The 20602-nt window shown below is 61.3% G+C and carries 22 protein-coding genes, 3 tRNA genes and 1 riboswitch; of the genes, 15 read left to right on the plus strand and 10 right to left on the minus strand.

Features of this window, described 5'->3' with window-relative positions; translation table 11 throughout:
* Positions 1-15 precede the first annotated feature (15 nt).
* A complete protein-coding gene (locus tag HMPREF2757_RS04420; protein WP_070573720.1) occupies positions 16-975 on the minus strand; it encodes a hypothetical protein in 960 nt (319 codons plus the stop codon).
* Positions 976-1064: 89 nt separating this feature from the next.
* On the opposite strand from HMPREF2757_RS04420, the gene HMPREF2757_RS04425 reads away from it, so the two are divergent.
* Positions 1065-1619, plus strand: a complete 555-nt coding sequence (locus tag HMPREF2757_RS04425) for a TetR/AcrR family transcriptional regulator (protein ID WP_070573722.1) — start codon at positions 1065-1067, stop codon at positions 1617-1619.
* 154 nt (positions 1620-1773) lie between these two features.
* On the opposite strand, the gene HMPREF2757_RS04430 is transcribed toward HMPREF2757_RS04425, so the two are convergent.
* Together HMPREF2757_RS04430 and bcp are read right to left on the minus strand one after the other, a co-directional pair.
* A tRNA-Leu gene (locus tag HMPREF2757_RS04430) sits at positions 1774-1858 on the minus strand.
* Between the two features lie 122 nt (positions 1859-1980).
* Positions 1981-2448, minus strand: coding sequence for a thioredoxin-dependent thiol peroxidase (gene bcp / locus HMPREF2757_RS04435; RefSeq protein ID WP_070573724.1), 468 nt, complete (start codon positions 2446-2448; stop codon positions 1981-1983).
* A gap of 113 nt (positions 2449-2561) precedes the next feature.
* Between bcp and HMPREF2757_RS04440 the strand changes: the two genes are divergently transcribed.
* From HMPREF2757_RS04440 to HMPREF2757_RS04460, 5 genes are all read left to right on the plus strand, one after another.
* Entirely contained in the window at positions 2562-2855 is a 294-nt protein-coding gene (locus HMPREF2757_RS04440) for a DUF3618 domain-containing protein (RefSeq protein WP_070573725.1), read from the plus strand.
* An 18-nt stretch (positions 2856-2873) separates the two neighbouring features.
* Positions 2874-3227 (plus strand): GroES family chaperonin, encoded by a 354-nt coding sequence (locus HMPREF2757_RS04445; RefSeq protein WP_070573727.1) that lies wholly within the window; start codon positions 2874-2876, stop codon positions 3225-3227.
* 197 nt (positions 3228-3424) lie between these two features.
* Positions 3425-3497 (plus strand) — tRNA-Lys (locus tag HMPREF2757_RS04450).
* A 402-nt stretch (positions 3498-3899) separates the two neighbouring features.
* The gene (locus tag HMPREF2757_RS04455) at positions 3900-4289 is read left to right on the plus strand and encodes a nucleotidyltransferase family protein (protein ID WP_176745885.1); all 390 of its coding nucleotides are present in this window, start codon (positions 3900-3902) and stop codon (positions 4287-4289) included.
* Complete coding sequence (locus HMPREF2757_RS04460) at positions 4286-4549, plus strand: hypothetical protein (RefSeq protein WP_070573730.1); 264 nt, start codon at positions 4286-4288, stop codon at positions 4547-4549. The genes HMPREF2757_RS04455 and HMPREF2757_RS04460 overlap by 4 nt, the downstream gene beginning before the upstream one ends.
* A gap of 214 nt (positions 4550-4763) precedes the next feature.
* On the opposite strand, the gene HMPREF2757_RS04465 is transcribed toward HMPREF2757_RS04460, so the two are convergent.
* The gene (locus tag HMPREF2757_RS04465; RefSeq protein ID WP_226829226.1) at positions 4764-5285 is read right to left on the minus strand and encodes a hypothetical protein; all 522 of its coding nucleotides are present in this window, start codon (positions 5283-5285) and stop codon (positions 4764-4766) included.
* A 43-nt stretch (positions 5286-5328) separates the two neighbouring features.
* A riboswitch (SAM riboswitch) is annotated at positions 5329-5441 on the minus strand.
* Between the two features lie 253 nt (positions 5442-5694).
* Between HMPREF2757_RS04465 and HMPREF2757_RS04470 the strand changes: the two genes are divergently transcribed.
* Positions 5695-6549, plus strand: a complete 855-nt coding sequence (locus HMPREF2757_RS04470; RefSeq protein ID WP_070573734.1) for an LppM family (lipo)protein — start codon at positions 5695-5697, stop codon at positions 6547-6549.
* A 213-nt stretch (positions 6550-6762) separates the two neighbouring features.
* On the opposite strand, the gene HMPREF2757_RS04475 is transcribed toward HMPREF2757_RS04470, so the two are convergent.
* Positions 6763-6838, minus strand: a tRNA-His gene (locus tag HMPREF2757_RS04475).
* Between the two features lie 261 nt (positions 6839-7099).
* Between HMPREF2757_RS04475 and HMPREF2757_RS04480 the strand changes: the two genes are divergently transcribed.
* Positions 7100-8818, plus strand: a complete 1719-nt coding sequence (locus HMPREF2757_RS04480; protein WP_070573735.1) for a hypothetical protein — start codon at positions 7100-7102, stop codon at positions 8816-8818.
* Positions 8819-9589: 771 nt separating this feature from the next.
* Positions 9590-9847, plus strand: coding sequence for a hypothetical protein (locus HMPREF2757_RS04485; protein WP_070573736.1), 258 nt, complete (start codon positions 9590-9592; stop codon positions 9845-9847).
* A 54-nt stretch (positions 9848-9901) separates the two neighbouring features.
* Here HMPREF2757_RS04485 and HMPREF2757_RS04490 read toward each other — a convergent pair whose 3' ends face one another.
* From HMPREF2757_RS04490 to orn, 3 genes are read right to left on the minus strand one after another with little or no spacing between them, the layout of a single operon-like run.
* On the minus strand, positions 9902-10420 hold the full coding sequence (locus HMPREF2757_RS04490) for a methylated-DNA--[protein]-cysteine S-methyltransferase (protein WP_070573738.1): 519 nt from the start codon (positions 10418-10420) through the stop codon (positions 9902-9904).
* 3 nt (positions 10421-10423) lie between these two features.
* Positions 10424-12139, minus strand: a complete 1716-nt coding sequence (locus HMPREF2757_RS04495) for a glycosyltransferase family protein (protein WP_070573740.1) — start codon at positions 12137-12139, stop codon at positions 10424-10426.
* A gap of 2 nt (positions 12140-12141) precedes the next feature.
* Entirely contained in the window at positions 12142-12813 is a 672-nt protein-coding gene (orn, locus tag HMPREF2757_RS04500; protein WP_256278262.1) for an oligoribonuclease, read from the minus strand.
* A gap of 102 nt (positions 12814-12915) precedes the next feature.
* Here orn and HMPREF2757_RS04505 point away from each other — a divergent pair, with 102 nt between their 5' ends.
* Genes HMPREF2757_RS04505 through HMPREF2757_RS04520 form a run of 4 tightly spaced genes read left to right on the plus strand, consistent with a single transcriptional unit; the run spans position 12916 to position 17237 of the window.
* The gene (locus HMPREF2757_RS04505) at positions 12916-14577 is read left to right on the plus strand and encodes a DUF8094 domain-containing protein (protein WP_083304095.1); all 1662 of its coding nucleotides are present in this window, start codon (positions 12916-12918) and stop codon (positions 14575-14577) included.
* Between the two features lie 10 nt (positions 14578-14587).
* A complete protein-coding gene (locus HMPREF2757_RS04510; RefSeq protein ID WP_083304096.1) occupies positions 14588-15580 on the plus strand; it encodes a tetratricopeptide repeat protein in 993 nt (330 codons plus the stop codon).
* Positions 15580-16233, plus strand: coding sequence for a hypothetical protein (locus tag HMPREF2757_RS04515; RefSeq protein ID WP_070573743.1), 654 nt, complete (start codon positions 15580-15582; stop codon positions 16231-16233). Before HMPREF2757_RS04510 ends, HMPREF2757_RS04515 begins: the two co-directional genes overlap by 1 nt.
* On the plus strand, positions 16230-17237 hold the full coding sequence (locus HMPREF2757_RS04520; RefSeq protein ID WP_070573745.1) for a DUF8094 domain-containing protein: 1008 nt from the start codon (positions 16230-16232) through the stop codon (positions 17235-17237). The genes HMPREF2757_RS04515 and HMPREF2757_RS04520 overlap by 4 nt, the downstream gene beginning before the upstream one ends.
* Before the next feature lie 94 nt (positions 17238-17331).
* Here the strand turns inward: HMPREF2757_RS04520 and HMPREF2757_RS04525 are convergent, their stop codons facing one another.
* Positions 17332-17730, minus strand: a complete 399-nt coding sequence (locus tag HMPREF2757_RS04525; protein WP_070573787.1) for a hypothetical protein — start codon at positions 17728-17730, stop codon at positions 17332-17334.
* Positions 17731-17762: 32 nt separating this feature from the next.
* Complete coding sequence (locus tag HMPREF2757_RS04530; protein ID WP_070573747.1) at positions 17763-18110, minus strand: hypothetical protein; 348 nt, start codon at positions 18108-18110, stop codon at positions 17763-17765.
* A gap of 38 nt (positions 18111-18148) precedes the next feature.
* Here HMPREF2757_RS04530 and HMPREF2757_RS04535 point away from each other — a divergent pair, with 38 nt between their 5' ends.
* Entirely contained in the window at positions 18149-19378 is a 1230-nt protein-coding gene (locus HMPREF2757_RS04535; RefSeq protein ID WP_070573749.1) for a cysteine desulfurase family protein, read from the plus strand.
* Between the two features lie 68 nt (positions 19379-19446).
* Positions 19447-20601 (plus strand): tRNA 2-thiouridine(34) synthase MnmA, encoded by a 1155-nt coding sequence (gene mnmA / locus HMPREF2757_RS04540; RefSeq protein WP_070573750.1) that lies wholly within the window; start codon positions 19447-19449, stop codon positions 20599-20601.
* Position 20602 lies beyond the last annotated feature (1 nt).

Consider the following 20602-nt stretch of genomic DNA (forward strand, 5'->3'; position numbering starts at 1 on the left):
GCGGGGGGAGTCTGCTTAGGCCTTCTGGCGGCGTGCGCCAATTGCAGTCAGGGCAAGCCCTGCGACAATCCACGCCATGAGCACCCACGGGGACATTCCCAGGCCGCTGCCGTCGAAATACGCGGCTGAGCGGAGGAATGTGCCTGCAGCCCCCACAGGCATGAGCTGTCCGAAAGTGCCCCAGCCGGCCGGCAACCACTGCGGCCCGGCAGCGAAACCGGACAGCGGGTTCGACACGAACAGCATGAGTACAGCACCGATTCCCAGTCCCGCAAAGCCCAGGACAGAGAACAGGCCGAGCACAGTGCTGGATATCGCGAGGATGCCGAGCGTCAGGCCCGACCACAGCAGCCAGAAGCTGCCGTCGACCGCGTGGAACCACGGCTGCAGAATCGCGGCGGCAACAAGCCCGCCGAGGACAGCCACGCCGACTGCACCCAAGGTGCGCTTACCGGCCGACTTCAGCTGAGTGGCCAACAGAACTGCCGAAGCCATACCGCCGAAGATGAGCGGAAGCAGTGCTGAAGACAGTCCCACGCCCTGCGGGTCCTCCGATGTCATGGGCGCAACATCGTTAACGGTGACCTCTTGGCCTTCTGCCTTCAGCTGGGTAGCCATGCCATTCAGTGCTGCGGCATAGGGAGCTCCAGCACCGCTGGCAATCGTGATGGTCGTGCCGGTTGGGCTGGCGGCGACTGCGCCGACGGTCTCACGGTTCTTCACTCTGTCTTCGGCATCTTCTGGGCTCGAAGCGTCGACAACTGTGAACGCGCCGGACTTCTCGATCTTCTGCGTCATGGCGGCCTTGACGGGTTCTGGCGCAGACACGGCTAGGGGAATGTCGTGGGCGCCCGAATTGATGGCCGGGGTGAGGAGCGCCAACAGCATGAGTGCGATGACGGTGCTCACCAGTCCGGTGATGGCGGTGGGGCCGAGCTTACGACGGCCCTCCTTGTTCTGTGCGGTGTCTGGCATGACTTCTCCTAACTAAGCGGAGCGGAGCGATCCGTATATAATCGGATCATACTGCTCCGGTTATAATGATTGCAAACTTAGGAGGTCAGATGAGGTCAGATGCTCAGCAGAATCGCGAAGTGATTCTGGGTGTTGCGCGCACACTTTTCGCAGAACAGGGTGCAAACGTGTCCTTGCGCCTCATCGCGGCCCAGGCGGGCGTTGGGATCGCAACCCTGTACCGGCACTTTCCTGCGCGAGGTGACCTCCTCCTCGCCCTTGGTCTGGAGATGAGCGCCGAAGCGCTCGCCGCGATGGACCGTGCGCTGGAGCGTTGGGATGCTGACCCGGAAGCGGCCTGGCGCGGCTTCATTACCGACGTGGCTCGCACCCAGGTGAGCGCCCAGCTGGTGTCCGTAGCCGAAGCTGATCAGGAGTTCGCCGAATCGGAGCGGGTAGCGGCGGTTCGCGCTGAACGACTGGCGCAATTTGACCCGATTCTCGTGCGGGCCCGAGAAGCGGGCTTGATCGGCGATATCGATGCAATGCGTCTTGTTGCTGGAATCGCTACGGCTACCCGCCCCCTTCCGTCGTTCGTTGAGGAGCAGATCCCGGATCTGCACGAGTGGCTGGTTGAAGCCTTCATTCGCGGAATCCGACCGTAGGGTCTGGGCCGGTGGAGGTGCCGATCTGGCTCGGGCAGTGCGCACGAGGTGAGCCGTGCGAACTGAGCGGCACTAGGAGGCGGGCGGCGTCTAGTCAACCAACTAAACCCCAACAAAAAGTCCCGGGACATCGAGTGAACGATGTCCCGGGACTTGGTGCGCGAGAGGGGACTTGAACCCCTACGTCCGAAGACACTGGAACCTAAATCCAGCGCGTCTGCCAATTCCGCCACTCGCGCGGGCGAGCCCAGCATACAAGACCGCGATCCAGCATCGACGGGCTCGAGGTGTGTTCGCCGTGACGAGCTGGCGTCTTAGGCGAGCCACTGAGGTGGGGAAGCGGCTCGGGTGTTGCCGCCGGTCAGTCGATGCCGAGCTCGCGGCGCAGACGTTCCACGTGTCCCTTGGCGCGCACGTTGTACTGCGCGACTTTCACGGTGCCTTCTTCATCCAGCACGATCGTGGAGCGGATAACACCCTGGACGATCTTGCCGTAGTTCTTCTTTTCGCCGAACGCACCCCATTCGGTCATGACCTGCTTGTCCGGGTCGGACAGCAGCTGGAAGTTCAGGCCTTCCTTTTCCACGAACTGGGCGAGTTTTTCCGGTTTGTCCGGCGAAACCCCAAGCACTGTGTAGCCGGCTGATTTCAGTGATGACAGGCTGTCGCGGAAGTCACACGCCTGCGTGGTGCAGCCGGGAGTCATCGCTCGCGGGTAGAAGTAGACGATGACGGGCGTGCCGCGCAGATCCGAGAGGGTTACGTCCTTACCCGTGTGGTCGGTCAGGGTGAAATCCGGTGCGGTGTCGCCGATCTCCAGTCGGGTCATGGCCTTCCCTTCGTTACGGGGCGTAAGTTCTGCGTCTCATTCTGCCACCTGCCGCTCAGTGTCAGTCGGTCACGGTAAGCTCGGGTGGGTAAGCAGACTTCCGAAGAAAAGGAATGCGCGTGAGCAACGTCTACACCTCGGACATCACTGTCGACAACGCTTCGAAGGCACAGCTCGAAGAATCCATCCGGCTGCGCGAACAGCGCTTGGCCGCCAATATCGACACCCTGGTGGGCGAAGTCCACCCCAAAGCCATTGCGGCTCGTGCCAGCAACCGAGTCAAGGGCGCTGCCGTCAACTCGGATGGTTCGGTCCGCGCTGACACCGCGGCACTTGTCGGCGGGTTGGTGTTGAGTGCTGCGTCGATCATTGCTCTGGGCATCGTCCGCAGCCAGCGCAAGTACTGATCGGCAAGCACAAACTGTATGTCTGATACGTCGCAAGCTCGGCCGGCGGCAGAAACCGCTGGCGAGCTTCCCATCCGCATGCTCCACGACCGCCTGCTGGTGGAACCTGACAAAGAGGCGGGGGAGCGCAAATCCTCCGCCGGTATTGTCATTCCCGCCACAGCGGCGATGGGCAAGCGGTTGGCGTGGGGAACGGTTGTGGCTACGGGCCCGAATGTGCGGCAAGTCAGCCTGCACGACACAATTCTGTTCGATCCAGAAGATCGTGCTGAGGTCGAACTCGACGGTTTGCTGTACACACTTCTGCGCGAACGCGATATTCACGCGATCTCGCAGACCGTGGGTGAGGACAGCACCGGCCTGTACCTGTGACCGCGGGCTTGGCTGGCCAACTGCCCAAGTTGCCAGCCGGTCAAGCGGTAGCTTGGGGCAGCTGCCTGCTTGCCTCCCACGCACAGCGCACGATGCGCCCGTCGGCCAAGTTCTGTGCGGTTAGTCACAAAGCCCGTATGCGGGCGAATCTCAATTTCCCACCGCCAGAAGATGTGTGTATAGTTAACTCTCGTTGCGCACCTCTAGCTCAATTGGTAGAGCAACTGACTCTTAATCAGTGGGTTCCGGGTTCGAGTCCCGGGGGGTGTACGAAAACACGGCCCTGACCAGTAGAAATGCAGGTCAGGGCCTTTTGATGCTCGGTTGCCGGGTCGCTTGTCCCGCGTTTACCTAATCTTTTGAATCACTGGTCGCGTCTTCCCGAGAGCTCTCGGGTGCGCAGACATGGCGGGCGTCTCGTGGAGCTTTTGCACGTAAAACGCTCCTGTTACGGCAGTGCTTGAAAGCTCGAGCAGAGCGAAGGCTGTCGAATAAGCTGGCAACGTGGCATCGCATGAAAGACCGTCTAAGACCAGCGTCCGGAAAGCAGGGTCGAAGATCCGGAAGTTCCGCAGCGGTGAGGCTAGTCAAGCGGAATTTGAGGAAGCTCTCGAAACTGTGCGAGTCTTTCGCTCTCAGTTTGCCGGCCCGCTTCTGAGGGTCACCAACAGTGTGAGTGGCATTGCATCGGGATCTGGAATTGATGCCCAGGTGACGCAGCGGCTTAAGCGGGAGCAGACGATCGTAGAAAAGCTAGGCGATCGTGAGAAGGGGCTGGACCTGTCCCGCATGCAGGACATCGGAGGATGCAGAATCCTGGTCAGCGACATCGCGGAGGTGCGGACTGTAGAAGCCGCGATCCTCGACGCCTGGGGAGTCCAGGTCGCGGACACCGGTGACCACCCTGTTCAGATTCTGGCGCGAAACTTGGCCGAAATATACCGCCTCGAAGAAGAGCAGAAGCACGTTCCGCTAGACTTGATCACCATCGCAAACGACCAGATCGCTGAAGTGAACAAGCTGCTCACCGCGAGCATTGAAAAGCAGGAGGGCGCGTCATGAACAACATCAATCATTTCCTGCTTGTGTTTGACCATGCCCAGGACAAGCTCATCATGCAGGAGTCGTTCGGAACCGATGCGGAGCGGGCAATGGAGGAATACGCAAAGCTCGAGACGGAATACCGCAACTCGGTGTCTACTGACATTGTTTTGGTCGGGTCAGATTCCCTTGAAACAGTGAAGGCAACGCACAGCACCTACTTCACCGGTTTTGCAGCAGCAAGCGGAGCAGATGGCCTGCTCGAGACGCTGAGACGGTAATGAGTGGCAGCTGAGCCGAAACTGTTCGGTAGGGGAAGAGCGCCCGATGTCAGAATTCGAGGACGTCAATAGGTGCTTCGAGCCAATGTATCGCGTCTTCTATTCGTTGCTGCCGAAGCGAGTGGACGTGAGTCTGTTGTGGACGAGGCTGGGCTGGCCCTAGAAGCTGACGATGCGGAGCGTCCCGTCTTTCCTGACGGGACGCTCCATTTGCTCAGTCGGAAACGACCCGCGTTTGCCCTCCATTCCTGAACCTCACCGTGCCCAAGGGCGGCAGGTTCCACCCATGAAGGATGTGGCTGAGTGCTCGACTGGGCGACTGCGCATTCTGCAGACGCTGAAGCCAGGGCCGCCAGGCATCAGCGTTGAGCCGAAAATCCGGGTAAGGATAGCCGAACCACTGTTTAAAAAGATGGCCGTGTACGGCTTCCTGCAATTCGCCCTGTTTTCGCGCGCCTGACAGCAGCTCAGCAAGTAGGAAGTACTGGAGCGGGCTGAAACCGGCATTGTGCAGTTCGGCGGCTGTGTCCTTCCAAGATTGAGGGACGCGCGTACCGCCCTTGACGACGCTGCCTGCAATGAAATTCATGATGGTCGCCCCTGGGAATGCAGGGCAGTGGTCGAGCATATAGCGAGACCACAGGGGGCGATCAGCTTCAGGGACTTCGCCCCAACCATCCGCAGGGTCGACGTCGTGAGGATTTCCTGTACCGCTGTTGCCATGGTGAGTAGACATGGGAATGTTCCTTACCGGATCCCGGTGCGTCTGCGCGCAGAGATCCATCGACTTGCATGAACGTTTGCTCATGCCGGTTCTTCCCCTGGGGCACCCCACTCGATGGAGAGGGTTGCCGTGCAGCCAGCCAGGTACTGAAAGCTGCAGCTCTTGAACCAGCGAACAACATACTGGAGCTGCAGAAATTTCGGCCGGAATCGGTAACAAATCGTCACAGACATTTTCGTGGTCGGCGGACTGTCCTTCTGAGCGCACCGTTCTGTGGTCAGTACAGCTAGACTTCCTCTGAACGTTCAAACCAGGAAACAGGTGAAAGGCGCGGCCCGCATTGCATAACAGTCGACATTCACAAGGTGCCCCAACAGCAACCATCGACAACAGGCTCGGGCGAGCCCTGACGGTAGGCGCGATGCTGATGGTCACACTGGTGCTGGCCGGATGTGCGGGCCTCAACGCCGTTGTCAAAATGGATCTCACCATTGACAAAGACCTGCGCGTCAGCGGTGGCCTCGTCGCAACTGTCGAACGACAGAAAGTCAACGAAAAGGTGTCCGAGCTCGGCGGTCTTGCCCAAGAAAGTGACATCGAGAAGCAGCTTGACCAGTCTGTCGAAGACGTAAAAGACACCATCCCAGAAGGGGCCCAGGCTGAAAAGATCTCGACTGACAGTGAACTCGGGTACAGGGTCACGTTCGACAAAGTCGCAGCAGAGGACTTCACCAGCACCACCGGGAGTGGACCCGGACGCATCGTCCTGAAAAAAGACGGCGACAACATCGTCATGGAACTGCCGAACATCGCAAAAGACACGGATTCTCCGGCTTTCAACACAGGAGGCGAGGCCCCGTCGACGTCAGAGATCTTCAAAGAAGCCGAGGTTAAGCTGACCTTCCCGGGTAAGGTCGTCGAGGCTGAAGGCGGCCAGATCTCCGGCAAGACAGTCACCTACGACCTGCGCTCATACGACAAGGACGTCATCAGCGTGACTGCGAAAGCCTCGGGCTTCCCATGGTTGATCGTCTTCATCGTGATCGGACTTTTTGTCTTCCTGGCGATCGTTGCGGCAGTCGTCATCGTCGTTGTGGTCGTGGCGAAGAAGAAGCAGAAGAACCAGCCTCCCGCGCCTTTCGGACAGGGCGGCCCCAACTACCCTGTCCAGCAGCCGGGGGCAGCTCCGTACAACAATCCCGGCCCGCAGGCGCCGCAGGCACCGCCGGAGCGGCCGGGTGGTCCGCCGATGCCGCCTCGTCCTCCTCAGAGCTGACGAAGACAGCACCCCACAAGAACTGACATAGGGCTCCGGCAGAGCTTCACCAAACTCTGCCGGAGCCCTATGTGAAAGCACACGAGGTGAGGCTGGCCATCGCGGCCACCACTGCGGCTGCCCCGCAGCGCGGGAACCATGACCCGGCACACCACCAGCCCCAAAACACAAAAATCCCGGAACATCGAATGAATGATGTTCCGGGATTTGGCCTGGGGTGGCTAACGGGACTTGAACCCGCGACCCCCGCGACCACAACGCGGTGCTCTACCAGCTGAGCTATAGCCACCATCACTGCCTCACAGACAGCATTGACCATGCTAAGCCACACATTGCCCCAAGGCCAAATCCGCTCAGCTGGCACACAGCTGACACCGAGGTGAGAACAAGAAGGCAGACCCAAAATCGGTCTCAGGTTAACGAGCCATAACGTTTTGTGGGCCGGGTGGGAACTCCAATATGGGCCGCGTAAAATCACTCAGGTGAAAACAGCGGGACACCCGCTGACAGGTGGAAAACAGACCCCCATCCCCAGTAGAAAGCCCCGAGGATGAAGCACGCCGACGTCAGCTTTGCTGAGGACAGAACTGTCCTTCTGACGATCGACGGCGCCTCGGAACAGTGCCATGACCTGGGCGCAGCGCTCGCCAAAGTCCGCGACATGGCGGCATCCGATGAGCACCCTATTTTCGTGCAGATCGCCGACGGCGAATCTTCCCACTCCGTAGTCATCGGGACAGACGGTTCGGTTGCAACGAGCGAACTGCCCATTATCCAGCCGCATAACGCGGTCACAAACAGCACAGACCGTCCTGCCGAAGAAACAGCAGAGGCGGACGCCTCTGGGTCCGAGGAAGCGCCAGACAGCCAGGCAGGCACCTCGGCTGGTGCAGAGTCCACTGCCGCAGCCGAGACTGGCCCAGAAGCCGATCCTGCGAACGGACCCGCGCAGGTGGACGACCAGGCAGAAGAAGACAACGGCGACGAAGGACAAAACACCACAGCGCAGCCCGTGGGGAAAGGCCCAGCCAAGCCGGGCAGCGGATCACTTCTCACCCGACTTCTCTCAGACGATCCAGCACGCAGCCCCTCCGACCGCGGTGAGCGCAGAAAACGCAAGCCGTCGATGATCGTGCCGTCAATCATTCTGGCTGTCATGCTCATTGTGGTCATCGTCCTGTGGGTCATACCCGCATTCGTCGGAGCGCCGAATGGAGGCCTGCAGGAATCGACGGCCGATTCTTCCGGCGCGACTGAGCAGCCCAAGCTGAGCCTGAAGAAGTCAGAGAGCATCGTCCCGGGCTTCAAAAACGAACCCGCGTGGGAACTTCCCGTCGATCCCGCCGCGTCAGTCAGTGCCTCCGAAAGGGGGATCGTTGCAGTCAAAGACCGCAGTGTTGACGTATTCGATCCCACGACCGGAAAAAAGCGCACCAGCATCACCATGGACGGCAGCGTTCAAATCGCAGCCGACACCAGAATCAACAACAAGCCCGCTCTGCTGCTGCGCTCAGGCGACAAAGCGGAAGTCCTCTACGACGGTGAAACCACCACACAGAAGTACACGCTTCCCGCCGACGCCGAAATCTCCCTGGCTGGGACAACCCCCATGGTCGTCGCGGGCGATAAGCTCTACCACTTCCACGACGACAAGGTTCACGCCGTTGTGGGTGTCGAAACCGGCTTCACACCCATGGGGCTCGACGGGCGAAAAGTAATCACAGCAGACTTCTCCGGCGAGGTTGCGGTCTCTGACACCGAAACGGGGCTGGCCGAAAAGTTTGCACTCGAAAAGCCCGGCCAGGACCTCGTGATCCTCAAATGGGTGACAGCCGGGCACGGGAAGATCGTCACCGTGTGGGGTGAAAGCGATACAGGCCTCGATTCCGCCGAGCCCGTGCAGATTGTGGTCAGCGACACCGAGCAGGGAAAAATCGTGTCAACGGTTGAAACTCAGGCTGATGCAATCGCCGATGCCAAGTGGGAACGCGGGCAGGGGTTCAGCCTGGCTGTTTTCGGCCCCTACCTGTTCGACATGAAGAGCGGTCTGCTGGTGCGCGACGCTTCGGAAGATGATGTGCGCTTCGGTGAACCTCGCGGGTCGTACACACCGGCCGTAGTTGACGGATCCCCTTCGATCATCGCCGGCGATGCGGCCTACGAAACCAAGAACAACCTCATGGCAGTTGACGCTGACGGCGACTATGCGATTGTCCGCAGCGAATCCGATATAATCAGAGGCTACGCGAAAGCACACAAAGGACGATAACGGGCGTTTTATCCGTAAAATCACCGAAGAGTCCGCACCGCTGAGCACACACCGGAAGGCAGCATGAGGCACGCATTCAGGCGCCAAGCCACCGCCGCAGCGCTGTGCTGTTTTGCCGTGTTCGGTTTGATCCTCACGCTTTCCACCCCGGCGGCAGCACAGCCTGACAACGGGTCACACGTTGGCCCGCCGCCATCGACACCGAAGTCCAAAGATTCAGAGCCATACGTACCCACTCAGCCCGACGGCAAAGGCAACCCGGCTTCGCCGTCGAATCCGCCTACCGGAGGCTCTGGTGAAAAACCGTCGCAAGAGCCCGCTGAGAACACTGAAGGGTCAGCGGGCAATCCGGCCGATCCGCCAACGGACAATCGGACAACACAGTCATCGCCGAAGCCGTCGGACAGGCCAACTGACAAACCGAATCCAAAACCGTCCCGGAAACCTGCTGACAGGCCAACCGGCACGCTGACGCCCAAACCCTCACAGCGGCCACCCGGTGGACTGCCGCCGAAATCATCCACGCAGAAGCCGACGGACAAGTCTGAAGCTGACAGACGGGAAGGCTCGAAGAACTCTCCATACGACACCCGCCGACAGCCGCGTACCAGTCCGCACAGAGACACTCCCCGGCCACCGGACGGCCGCTTCAGCAGCCAGAGCTCAGGAGGGAAGCCGCCTCAGCCGGACACCGGCAACGGCGGAGCCAACTGGGTTCCGCAGAGTCCCAGTGGCGGTGCTGGATCTGCTGCCGAGCAGAATCAAGGAGCGGTGACCGACCCGGTCCCCACCCCCGAACAGGCCGAATTGGAGAAGCAGGGCAAGCAAAGCTTTGCGTTGAAGGGCAGCCAGGCCGGTGCCTCTGACAATCCCGAGGCCCGCAGCGCCAGCCTGCTGTGGGGCGGGCTCACAATCGTGCTGGGCTTGGCGGTCATCGTGTCAGCGTGGCTGTTCCTGCGCCGCTCACCGAAGCCCGCTAAAGACACAGCGGGCTCAACAGAAGACAACCCGGCCGGCTCAGCAGAGTAAGGGCGGTGAAGCACCGCCCTTCACAGCGCCGCCGGTAAGAAAAGTCGGGACTGGTTAGAACAGGGGCCGGTCAGGCGTGTGGCCCTCGAGCTCCAAGAGCATTCGCTTGCGCTCGATACCGCCGGCGTAGCCGACCATGTTGCCGTCGGCGCCCATCACTCTGTGGCACGGCACAATGATGCTGATGGGATTGTGTCCCACAGCCCCGCCGACTGCCTGCGCCATACCGGGCTTGCCCAGCTGCTTTGCAATCTGGCCATATGTGGTCAGCTCGCCGTAGGGAATCGCCAGCAGCAGGTTCCAGATGCGCTTCTGACCCGCCGTGCCATGCAGGGCAAACGGAACGTCGAATGTCTGCCGGTGTCCGGCAAAGTATTCACTCAGCTGTGCAAGTGCTGGCCCCATGACCGGATCGTCTTCTGCCGAGGCGGAGCTGAGCTTCTGCCCGAAGAACTCCTGTTCGGGACTGTGCTTGATGGGCACGTGGTGCACGCCGACCAGCTGCCCGCCGTGTGCAATGAAGACAGTGGGTCCGGTCGGCAGGGTCACATAGGCGTGACGGGCTGAATCCACAGATCAGAGCCGATCGTTTTCGATGTCCATGCGCTGCAGGCCGATCTGCCGTGCTGAGGGCTCGACGTTCGACTTCACGACCGTCTTCTGCGTGACTTCGAAGTTTTCGCGGTACTTGCCGAACAGCAGGCGGCCCTGTGAAACGAGCGCGGTCGAGGAATTGAAGATCATGAGCGTAAAGGGGAACAGCAGCCATTGGGCGAGCATCGACACTGAGCGCAGCCGTGAGTAGCGCACGGGCCGCGGCGGCAGCAGATTCACGAACACCAGCAGCGATGTGAGCAGCATGATCATGGCAACCTGCTGGATGCCGCCGACCAAGAACGGCATATTGCTGGTGAATTCGGGCGCGCTTTCTCCTGTAGCGCGCAGCACGAGGAAGGGCACCCAACCGCCTACGGCAATGATGAGGGAAACGCTGGCGAGCGTGACGTGGCTTTCCAACAGCAGGATGAAGCGACACAGCGTGCCGAAGAACCTGGGCTTCGAATTGGCCCAGCCCTTGATGGCGTATGGGACATCCGAAGCGCCGTAGGACCACCGCGCGAGCTGTTTGAACTGCGCTTTGATCGACTGGCCCAGGTTTCCTGCCAAAACGGCGTCCTGGTAGATGGGCACGTGGACGGGGATCACACGGTAGTCGCCGCGGAAGTGAAAGTACGACCGCCAGTACTGGTGGCCGTCTTCGACGATTGTACGCGTGGACCAGAAATCCATTTCGATAAGCGCATCCAGCGGTTGTGAGTGGGACGCGAAGTTGCGAAGCGAAAAGGGTCGGACCGTCTGTGTGAGGTTGAAGAAGCAGTTGGCCGAGGCAATCACGCGGGTCACCGCGGGGGCGTCCCAGATATTCGACAGGTACAGCGCGATGGGCTGGTAGGAAGCGCGCTGGCGGTCTTCAGCCCGGATGTACTCGTACGCGACGTAGTCGAAATAGCTTTCATACGGTTTGTTGTCGCAGTCGAGCGTGGTGACCATGACTTCGGCAGGGTCGAAGCCTCTTTCTTCTGCCCACACGGCCGCACGTCGGCCCGCGAAGGTGATGTTGCCGCCCTTGCCGGTGATTTCGCCGGGGATGTCACGCGGGTGTTCAACAAGCTCATAGGTGCCGAACTTCGCGCCGTACTTTTCTTTCAGCCGCTGGGCTGTCAGCTGCATGTCCGGGCCGCCGCGTTCTTCGTAGGCGAAGAAGATGTGCAGGTGGTCCGATGGGGTTGTTGTGTACAGCAGCCCGCGGATGGTGGGTTCGATGACTTCGTACGGTTCGTTGTACGCCGCGATGATGACAGCGTGCTGGACCCGGGCAGGGTGAGGGTAGTTCTGGGGGTTTTTCCTCACTTGGCGCAGAAGCTGCCGATGCTGGTCTGCGCGAAACGATCCCGGTGGGGTCGGCGGCACCCGCTTGCCGTCCATGACCAGCGCAAGGTCAAGAAGACGCGCATTCCAGTCGACTCGAGCGGCGAGGCGAAAGCGGCGCAGTCCGCGCACAAGATCGACTGCACCGCGCACACCCCGAATGAACATGTAGGCGACGATTACAAGCACCCACAGCGCACCCCACGTGGGGTGGATGAGCGAAAGAACGACGACGGCCGCGAGATTCCCGTAGCTGAAGACAGCCGGGATCATTTCGAAGAAGCGATATCTGGGGTCGCGTTTGCCCAGCGGGACTTCATTGCCTTCGTCAGCGGCAGCGAGGGGAGCGGTGGCAGTAGTCATAGTCAGCTGTCTGTCGAGGCGCCGGGGGACTGGGGAAGGTCACTTTCGGCAGAGTCGGTGGAAGGTTCTGCTGAAAAGTACTCAGCGGTGATGGCGGAGGCAATCTGCGCCGACGCGGTCGAATCAGGGGCCTCCGAGGTGAATACAGCGCGACGGTAGTACGCCAGTTCGGCTATGGAATCGAGAATATCGCCCAAGGCCCGGTGGTTGCCTGTTTTGGCCGGTGCGGAGTAGTACGACGATGGGAACCAGCGCTTGGCGAGTTCTTTGATCGAACTGACGTCGATGATGCGGTAGTGCAGATAGTCGACGAGTTCGGGCATCTGCTGCTGGAGGAACATTTTGTCAGTGCCGACGGAATTGCCGCCCAGCGGAGCTTTGCCGGAAACGGGAACGTGTGAGCGGATGTAGTCGAGCACCTGTTTCTGCGCGTGCGCGGCAGTGGTTCCCCGATCGAGTTCGTTGATCAGCCCGGATTCGCGGTGCATGTTGGTCACGAAATCGTTCATGTTGTTCCGCGCGGATTCGGACGGCTTGATGACGATGTCGAGGCCGTCATCAAGCGGTTTGAGGTCGAAGTCAGTGACAATCGCCGCGACTTCGATCAGTTCGTCCGTGCCGACCTCAAGGCCGGTCATCTCACAGTCAATCCATACAATTCTGTCTACAGCCACGAGCCCAATACTAGCGTTGTGGTCTGACACAGCCCGTGCACGTGCCAGCACCGCTGGGAGTCCGCCCAGAACTCGATATTTCGGGGTACGTAGAATGGGCAGTTGAACCACAAGCTGATCGAAGGGGAGCGCGTGCGCTCAATAGCTGCAGTCGTGATGATCGTCCTGGGCGCTGTTCTCGGCGTCGTCGGAGTTCTTCAGAAGACCGTGTGGGCACCGCCGGACAATATTACCGCGTCCACACAGACAGATGAAGGCTCTGCTGCGGCCGTCATCGAGCCCGGAGTCCTCAACCTGTACCCCGGCGAAGCCCACGTCACCGTCAAGGGGGCAGGCGACATCACCGTCGCCCACGCATCGAAGCCCAATGTCGAGGCATGGCTCGGCGAAGCTTCGTATCTCGACATCACCGGGCTGAAATCGCAGGACGAGCTGCGCACAGAAAAAGTCGAGGGCAAAGAAGACAGCGTGCCCAACCCGGCGGGAGCAGATCTGTGGGAAAACTCGACAACCGAACCCGAACAGGTGACATTCAAATGGAGCGAACCATCCGACGACTCCGCGTTCTTGATCGGCAGCAGTGAAAAGTCGAACCTGCAGATCTCCGTGGAGTGGAAGAACGACGCCACCAACCCGTGGTCGACGCCGCTGATCGTGGTGGGACTCATTCTGATCATTCTGGGCATCCTGCTGTTCATCTCCGGCACACGGGCGAAGAAACGCGAAAAAGACCGTGAGGAAGCCCGCCTTGAACGTCGGCGCAGACTGGCGCAGATGGGCTCCGCCTTCGTGATTGTTCCCGGCCTGGCACTCGCCGGCTGCGGGGCACCTGAACTTCCCGAACCCCAGCCGCTGCAAACGCCCACCGCACCGGCAGCCTCCGTCACTGACGAACAGCTTGAACGGGTCCTGAAGGAAATCCACACCACCGTTAAGGAAGCCGACGACAAGCTCGACGCGAAGAAGCTCGGCGATCGTGCCGACGGCACCTTCCACCAGCAGCGCGAAGGTGCCTACAAGATCAAGAAAAAAGACAAAAAGGCCAAGCTGCCCGCCGCCCCGGCATTTGACGATGTCAAGGTGAACTTCACTTCGGCAACGGACACGTGGCCGCGGGTCACATCCGCTGTCGTCAGCGGAAACGACCAGACCCAGCTGGTCATGCTCAGTCAGCAGGATCCCCGCAGCCCCTACCGCCTGTGGTCGCTCACCGTGCTCCTGCCCGGTGCCGAGTTCCCCGAAGTCGAAGACGCCCGCGTCGGCTCCGGCCTTCTGCCTGCCGACCAGGACGGACTGGTCATGACGCCGAAGGACGCCGTCAAAAACTACGCCGAAAAGCTCCAGAAGCCCGACAGCGCCAAGCGCAAGGGCGACTTCCAAGACGACGCTTTCGCCAAACAGGAACGCGAATCCTTCAAGAAGGTCAAAAAGGAAATCGAAAAGGGCAACGGCTCAGCCAAAGTCGAATACAGCCCCGGCCAGCAGGTCGCAGCCCAGTCGGCCAAGGACGGATCGGCTATCGTGATCGGTTCGGCATCGCACACACTGTCTCTGTCACCCGAATCGCGCGGAGGCCAAACGGGTGAACTCACAGTCCCCAACCCCCAGGCTAAAGTCGTCGGCGAAACCAAAACCAAGCGGACGCTGAAGACCGAATACCTGCAGGTCTACGCTTTTGTGGTGCCCAAGAAAGGCGAAGGCAAGGTGCGGCTGATCGGCGTGTCAACCGCAATGGTCAACGCCGAACTGGCCGGCAACAACTGACGAGGAGAACATGACTATTCCCCAGCAGCCTGATCACACCGGAGGCGGCCCGCAGGCGTCGGCTCAGCACGAGCAAGGCCAGCAGCCCGCCCAACAGGAGGGCCTGGACCTGTCGGCAGTCCGCGGTCACGGCACCTCGGCGGGTTCGACACCCAGCAGCGCGGAACAGTCCAGCGAAACTCCCGGCCCCAACCAGGTCGAAGTGCCCGCTCTTGCCTTCGAGGTCAACGAGCAGACATTCGAATCGGCGGCACGGCTGTCGATGGAACTGCCGGTGGTTCTTGTGCTGTACTCCGGGCAACAGCCGGACAGCCAGCAGATTCTGCCGGTCCTCCAGAAGATTGTCGAAGACCAGGCCGGCCGCGCAGTGCTGGGACTGGTGGATGTTGCCACCAGCCCGGCCATCCAACAGGCATTTCAGGTGCAGGCCCTGCCGACGGTGGTCGCCGTCATCAAAGGCCAGCCCGTCCCGCTGTTCCAGGGCGTGCAGCCTGAAGCGCAGATCCGCCAGCTGTTCGACCAGATCGCCCAGGCCGCCGCGCAGGCGGGCCTGCACAAGACCGCCTGGGTCAAAGGCACCCAGGCGCAGGAAGGCCCCCGCCACCCCGAAGCCCTCGAGGCATTGGAAGCGGGCGACCTCGACCGCGCCGAACAGGTGTACAAGGACGCACTTGCAGAATCGCCGGCAGATGCCGAGGCAAAAGCCGGAATCGCCCGCGTCGGCCTTCTGCGCCGCACCCGCGACATAGACCTCGCCGCTGTGCGCCAGGCCGCAGCTGACAACCCCACATCGGTCGATGCGGCAATCGACTGCGCCGACCTCGATGTTGCCGGCGGTCACGTTGAAGACGCGTTCACACGCCTGATCACGCTGATCGGAACCACCGTCGGCGACGACCGCGAAAAGCTTCGCCTGCACCTTCTCGACCTGTTCGACGCAGTCGGCGCTGAAGACGCGCGCGTAGTCAAAGCCCGCGGACGTCTGATGCGCGCGCTGTTCTGATGCTGCGGCTTCTTGGCTCCGGACTGCTGGGGCTGGTGGGAATACTGGGCTTGGTGCTGGTGATTTCGGCCCTGTCCGTCGTCGGCTTCGACGGGCAGGCGCGCACCGAGACGATGACCCCTGACGAACGCAGTCAGGCTGTCATGCTCGACCAACAGCTCATTCCTGTCACCAACGCGGTTGCAGAAGTCACCGTCGAATCCGACACTCCCGTGTTCGTCGGCACCGCCAACGGGGTGGACGTGCGCAGCTACCTTTCGGGGACAGCGCATGACGAAGCCACCGAAATCGAACTTCCCGGCGAAATCAGCCACAGGTTTGTGGCCGGGGACGAGCAGCTTGCCTCCGACCCCGAAAGCCGCGATTGGTGGATTACACAGGAAACGGGAACCTCGCAGACGGTCCGGCTGGGCCTTGACAGCGACCCGCAGGTGGTCGTGATCGCAGCGCAAGAAGGATCTTTGGCCAACACCAAAATCACCATCACGGTCGACGCCCCCGGAGTTGTGCCGATGGCGCTTATCGGTCTGGCTTTGACGGTGATGATCTTTGCGCTTGCTGTCTGGCTGTTCCTCTCGTGGCGACAGGATCAGCCGAAAGTCGCCGTCGGCGGTTCGCGAAGCAGAGCACGGACAGCGGAGGAATCCCGATGAAGCGCGCACTCAGCACAATGACCGCAGCTCTGGCGGGACTGGGGCTGCTGAGCGGGTGTTCGGGCGCCCCGCCGATCGCCAGGCCCGCTGTTCCGCAGTCGAGTGAGTATACAAAAGAGCCGCTGCGCGCAGGCGATGGTTCAGCGTTCATCACCGACTACACGAAGAAGCTGCAGAAGTCGCTGGCCGATGACGGCAAGGGACTGGACCAGATTCAGGCCGGTCCGATGCTCGACCGGACAAAAGCCGAAGTGCTCGTGGCAAAAGCCGAAAAGAAGAAGCTGGGCACGGTCGGCTTCGACAAGGTGCTCGCCGGAGGTCCGGCGCAGTCGGACTATCCGCTGTGGTTCTTTGCCTTCGCCAGCAGCGACGATGCCGATGCGGGCACTCAGGCGCTTTTGGTGATGCGTGCCAGCGCCAACGACGACTGGAGTGTGCAGCAGGGGCTGTTCATAGACGGCAAGCGCGTGCCGAAGCTGGCCCTGGAAGACGGTCAGGTGGCACCGGCGGATAAGCAGTACGCCGTGGATTTCGGCGAATCAGTTACTGCGGTCAAGGACTTCCTCAGCGGAGCTAAGGGTGATGGCGGCGGAGCGCTGAAGGACTATGACCTCAGCGGTGATGGCTTCAAGAGCTACCGCGCCTACGTCGACGAGTATGCAAAAGACTCCAAGTCGTTCAAGCGCGTCGAATCGCAGTGCCAGCCGTACACGGAAATCGACTTCGAGAACTACGCCGCTGAGACCGAAAGCGGCGGGGCGACCTCAATGGCCGAAATGCGCTGCACCATCACGATCGAGGTGCCGAAGGACTTCAACTTCTCGCTTCCCAAACAGGTCTCGGCGATCACCACCGGGAAGAAGAGCGGCAATCGAGTAGAGATCGAAGCCTCGATTCCGTTCATGATTGAAACCGGTGACGGCAAGACAAAACTCACCAGCTCTGACTGGTTCCCGCTGTCGGGCGAGCAGACCTCGACAAAGGGCAAGGACTCCGACGACTGAGTTCTGCACGGGCTGGGCGAGCTGCTGCTTGCTCAGTGCGAGCCGCTGCTGGCCGGGACGGGGACGGGACTGCGCTGGTCGAGGTGCCCGCGGCTCAGGCGCTGTACTGTTGGGCGATGCGGTCGACCCGGACCAGCCACAGCAGGCCGAGTATCGGCAACACCAGCGGCACAAAGCCGTAGCCGATTCCGAAGCCGGACCACACGGTGGCTTCGGGGAAGAGCTCAGGGCGAACCAGGCTGAAGATGCCGACGGCGATGACACCGACCAGCTCGATGAGCACCGATACCACGGCAATACGGTGCGCTGAGCGGTTGGCAATTGCCAAGCAGACAGTCGCAACAATGTAGACAACAGCCGAAAACGCCGACAGTCCGTAGGCCAGAGGCGCCCGGTCGAAATGCGAAACAAGCTGGTAGCCCGCCCTGGCCGATGCTGACAGCGCAAAGATTCCGTACACCGCGGTCAGGGCTCGCCCCGGCCCGGAGTGCATTGCAGAGTAAGCCTTGGTGTTCACAGCGGTGTTCACAGCCAGATCTGGTCCATTCGAAGAATCATGACGATAACGGTGGCGCCGGCAGCCGCCAGCACCCACGGCCCCCACTTGCTGGGCTCAATGTAACCCCACACCGCGGCAATCGGCACGAGGATGATTGCGGTGAGCACGTACCCGAAGAACAGCAGCGGGTCGGCGTTCGTCTGCCCGAAAAGCACAATGCCGGTGATCAGCTGAACTATCAGCAGCGCAAGCACCGCACCTGCCCACACGATCATTGAGATCGGCGCCGGACGGTTTCGCAGAGCCTGGACGGTGCCCCATATGGCAAGCACCGCAGCTGCCGCATACTGGGCGTAGGTGAGGAACGCAATCACGCCTAAGAGTGTAGCGCCGGGGTCGTTAGACTCGGTGTGTGCGTTCCTATTTCGACTATGCAGCGACATCCCCCATACGGCCGACCGCGCTTGCGGCGTATACGGACGAGCTGCAGAGAATCGGCAACCCGTCGGCCCTGCATTCGCTGGGCCAGCAGTCGCGCCTGCGTTTGGAAGATTCGCGCGAAGCACTGGCTGAGGCAGTCGGCGCTTCAACCCCGGCCGAGGTGGTGCTCACCTCCGGCGGCACAGAAGCCGACAACCTGGCTATCAAGGGCCTGTTCTGGCACCGCAACGGCGTGCCCGCGGAAGGGACGGGCACACCGGAAAGCATCTCTCAGCTGTCCCATCCGGTGATCATCACCACCCCGATTGAGCACAACGCCGTGTTGGACACCGCCGGTTGGTTGGAAACGCAGGGCGCGCAGGTGCTTCTGGTCGATGTTGACGCAGATGGCCGCATCCGCCTCGAACACCTCGAAGAGCTTCTGGACGAACACGGTGAGCGCACCGCACTCGTGTCGATCATGTTCGCCAATAATGAGATTGGAACGGTTCAGCCGGTCCAACAGGCAGCGGCGCTCGCAAAGGCCGCGGGAGTTCCCATCCACACTGACGCGGTGCAGGCATTCGGCCAGCTGCCCCTGAACTTTGCCGATCTGGGCGTGGATGCGATGACGGTCACGGCCCACAAGATCGGCGGCCCGGTTGGCATCGGCGCGCTCATTCTGGCCCGCGATGTCAAAGCCGTTCCCGTGCTGCACGGCGGCGGCCAGGAGCGCTCACTGCGTTCGGGCACTCTCGATGTTGCCGGAGCGGCCGCTTTTGCCGCCGCCGCCCAGGAGGCAGCAGGCGGCATAGAGCACGAGGCGCCGCGCCTGTCCGGTCTTCGTGACCGGCTGATCGCCGGTATCGAGGCGAATGTCCCGGATGCTCACCTGTCAGGCCACCGCGAGGACCGACTGCCGGGGAACGTCCACTTCACCTTCCCCGGGGCGGAAGCCGATTCCCTTCTGTTCCTGCTGGACGCGGCCGGTTTTGCCACCTCGGCCGGTTCGGCCTGCAGTGCCGGGGTCAACCGGCCCAGCCACGTGCTCCTGGCCTGCGGGTGCCGCGAAGACCAGGCGCGCTCATCCCAGCGCTTCACACTGGGCCACGGAACCACGCAAGAGGAAGTCGACAAGCTCATTGAGGCGCTGCCCGGTGTTGTTGAGCAGGCGCGCAAAGCCGGTATGAACTCCGCCTATGACTGGAGCCAGGCGGACTGACCCGCAGTTCGGAATAGAATCAATGGCCCGAGCGCTTAACAGCCAGGCGCTGAACTGAAGGAGGGACCGTGAAGGTACTGGCAGCCATGTCCGGCGGTGTGGACTCCGCCGTTGCCGCCGCACGAGCCAAGGACGCCGGACACGAAGTCGTCGGCGTGCACTTGGCGCTGTCGCGTATGCCCGGCACCCTGCGCACGGGTTCGCGCGGCTGCTGCACCATCGAAGACTCACGGGATGCCGCGCGCGTGGCGGGCATGCTCGACATTCCGTTCTACGTGTGGGATTTCTCCGAGCGCTTCAAAGAGGACATCGTCGATGACTTCATTGCCGAATACTCGCAGGGCCGCACCCCGAACCCGTGTATGCGCTGCAATGAGCGCATCAAGTTCGCCGCTCTGCTCGACCGTGCGCTCGCCTTGGGCTTTGACGCGATTGCCACCGGCCACTACGCGGAAATTCAGTGGGTTGACGATCACCCACAGCTGCACCGCGGCCAGGACATGAACAAAGACCAGTCCTATGTGCTGGGTGTGCTGACAGAACAGCAGCTGCGCCACTGCTATTTCCCCATCGGCGCCAGCGCTGCAAAAGCCGATGTTCGGGCCGAAGCCGCCGAGCGCGGCTTCCCCGTGGCAAACAAGCCGGACTCCTATGACATCTGCTTCATTCCCGACGGCAATACAAAAGCGTGGCTGGCAGACAAGATCCCCATGCGTCCCGGTCTCATCAAAGACAAAGAGGGCGAAATCCTGGGCGAACACGACGGCGCACAGTCCTACACCATCGGCCAGCGCAAGGGCCTGGGCATTGACAAGCCGACCGCCGACGGCAAACCCCGCTATGTGGTCGACGTTGACACTCGAACGAACACCGTCACGGTGGGCCAGCGACCGGATCTTTCTATTACCCGACTGACGGGCATCCGCACCACGTGGTGCGGCCAGCCGCCAGAAGCGGCCGGAAGCTCCGAAGAACACGCCATGGACTGTGAAGTGCAGATCCGCGCGCACGCTGAGCCCGTTCCAGCACGGATGTGGATGGGCGACTACCTGCCTGATCCTCCGGAAACCGAATTCAACGTCCCACAGGCTCGCCCTGCCGGGCAGCTCATGCACATCAGCGTTGACGAACCCTTAAGCGGTGTTGCACCCGGCCAGACAATGGTCGTCTACGACGGCACCAGGGTGCTCGGACAAGCCACCATCGACCGTACGGCGGCCTGAC

The sequence above is a fragment of the Brevibacterium sp. HMSC063G07 genome, assembly GCF_001810665.1.
Classification (GTDB): Bacteria; Actinomycetota; Actinomycetes; order Actinomycetales; family Brevibacteriaceae; genus Brevibacterium.

Coding starts and splice junctions, on each gene's coding strand:
- HMPREF2757_RS04420 (WP_070573720.1), bottom strand. CDS start 975: ATGCCAGACACCGCACAGAACAAGGAGGGCCGTCGTAAGCTCGGCCCC.
- HMPREF2757_RS04425 (WP_070573722.1), top strand. CDS start 1,065: ATGAGGTCAGATGCTCAGCAGAATCGCGAAGTGATTCTGGGTGTTGCG.
- bcp (WP_070573724.1), bottom strand. CDS start 2,448: ATGACCCGACTGGAGATCGGCGACACCGCACCGGATTTCACCCTGACC.
- HMPREF2757_RS04440 (WP_070573725.1), top strand. CDS start 2,562: ATGCGCGTGAGCAACGTCTACACCTCGGACATCACTGTCGACAACGCT.
- HMPREF2757_RS04445 (WP_070573727.1), top strand. CDS start 2,874: ATGTCTGATACGTCGCAAGCTCGGCCGGCGGCAGAAACCGCTGGCGAG.
- HMPREF2757_RS04460 (WP_070573730.1), top strand. CDS start 4,286: ATGAACAACATCAATCATTTCCTGCTTGTGTTTGACCATGCCCAGGAC.
- HMPREF2757_RS04465 (WP_226829226.1), bottom strand. CDS start 5,285: ATGTCTACTCACCATGGCAACAGCGGTACAGGAAATCCTCACGACGTC.
- HMPREF2757_RS04470 (WP_070573734.1), top strand. CDS start 5,695: ATGCTGATGGTCACACTGGTGCTGGCCGGATGTGCGGGCCTCAACGCC.
- HMPREF2757_RS04480 (WP_070573735.1), top strand. CDS start 7,100: ATGAAGCACGCCGACGTCAGCTTTGCTGAGGACAGAACTGTCCTTCTG.
- HMPREF2757_RS04495 (WP_070573740.1), bottom strand. CDS start 12,139: ATGACTACTGCCACCGCTCCCCTCGCTGCCGCTGACGAAGGCAATGAA.
- HMPREF2757_RS04510 (WP_083304096.1), top strand. CDS start 14,588: ATGACTATTCCCCAGCAGCCTGATCACACCGGAGGCGGCCCGCAGGCG.
- HMPREF2757_RS04515 (WP_070573743.1), top strand. CDS start 15,580: ATGCTGCGGCTTCTTGGCTCCGGACTGCTGGGGCTGGTGGGAATACTG.
- HMPREF2757_RS04520 (WP_070573745.1), top strand. CDS start 16,230: ATGAAGCGCGCACTCAGCACAATGACCGCAGCTCTGGCGGGACTGGGG.
- HMPREF2757_RS04525 (WP_070573787.1), bottom strand. CDS start 17,730: ATGCACTCCGGGCCGGGGCGAGCCCTGACCGCGGTGTACGGAATCTTT.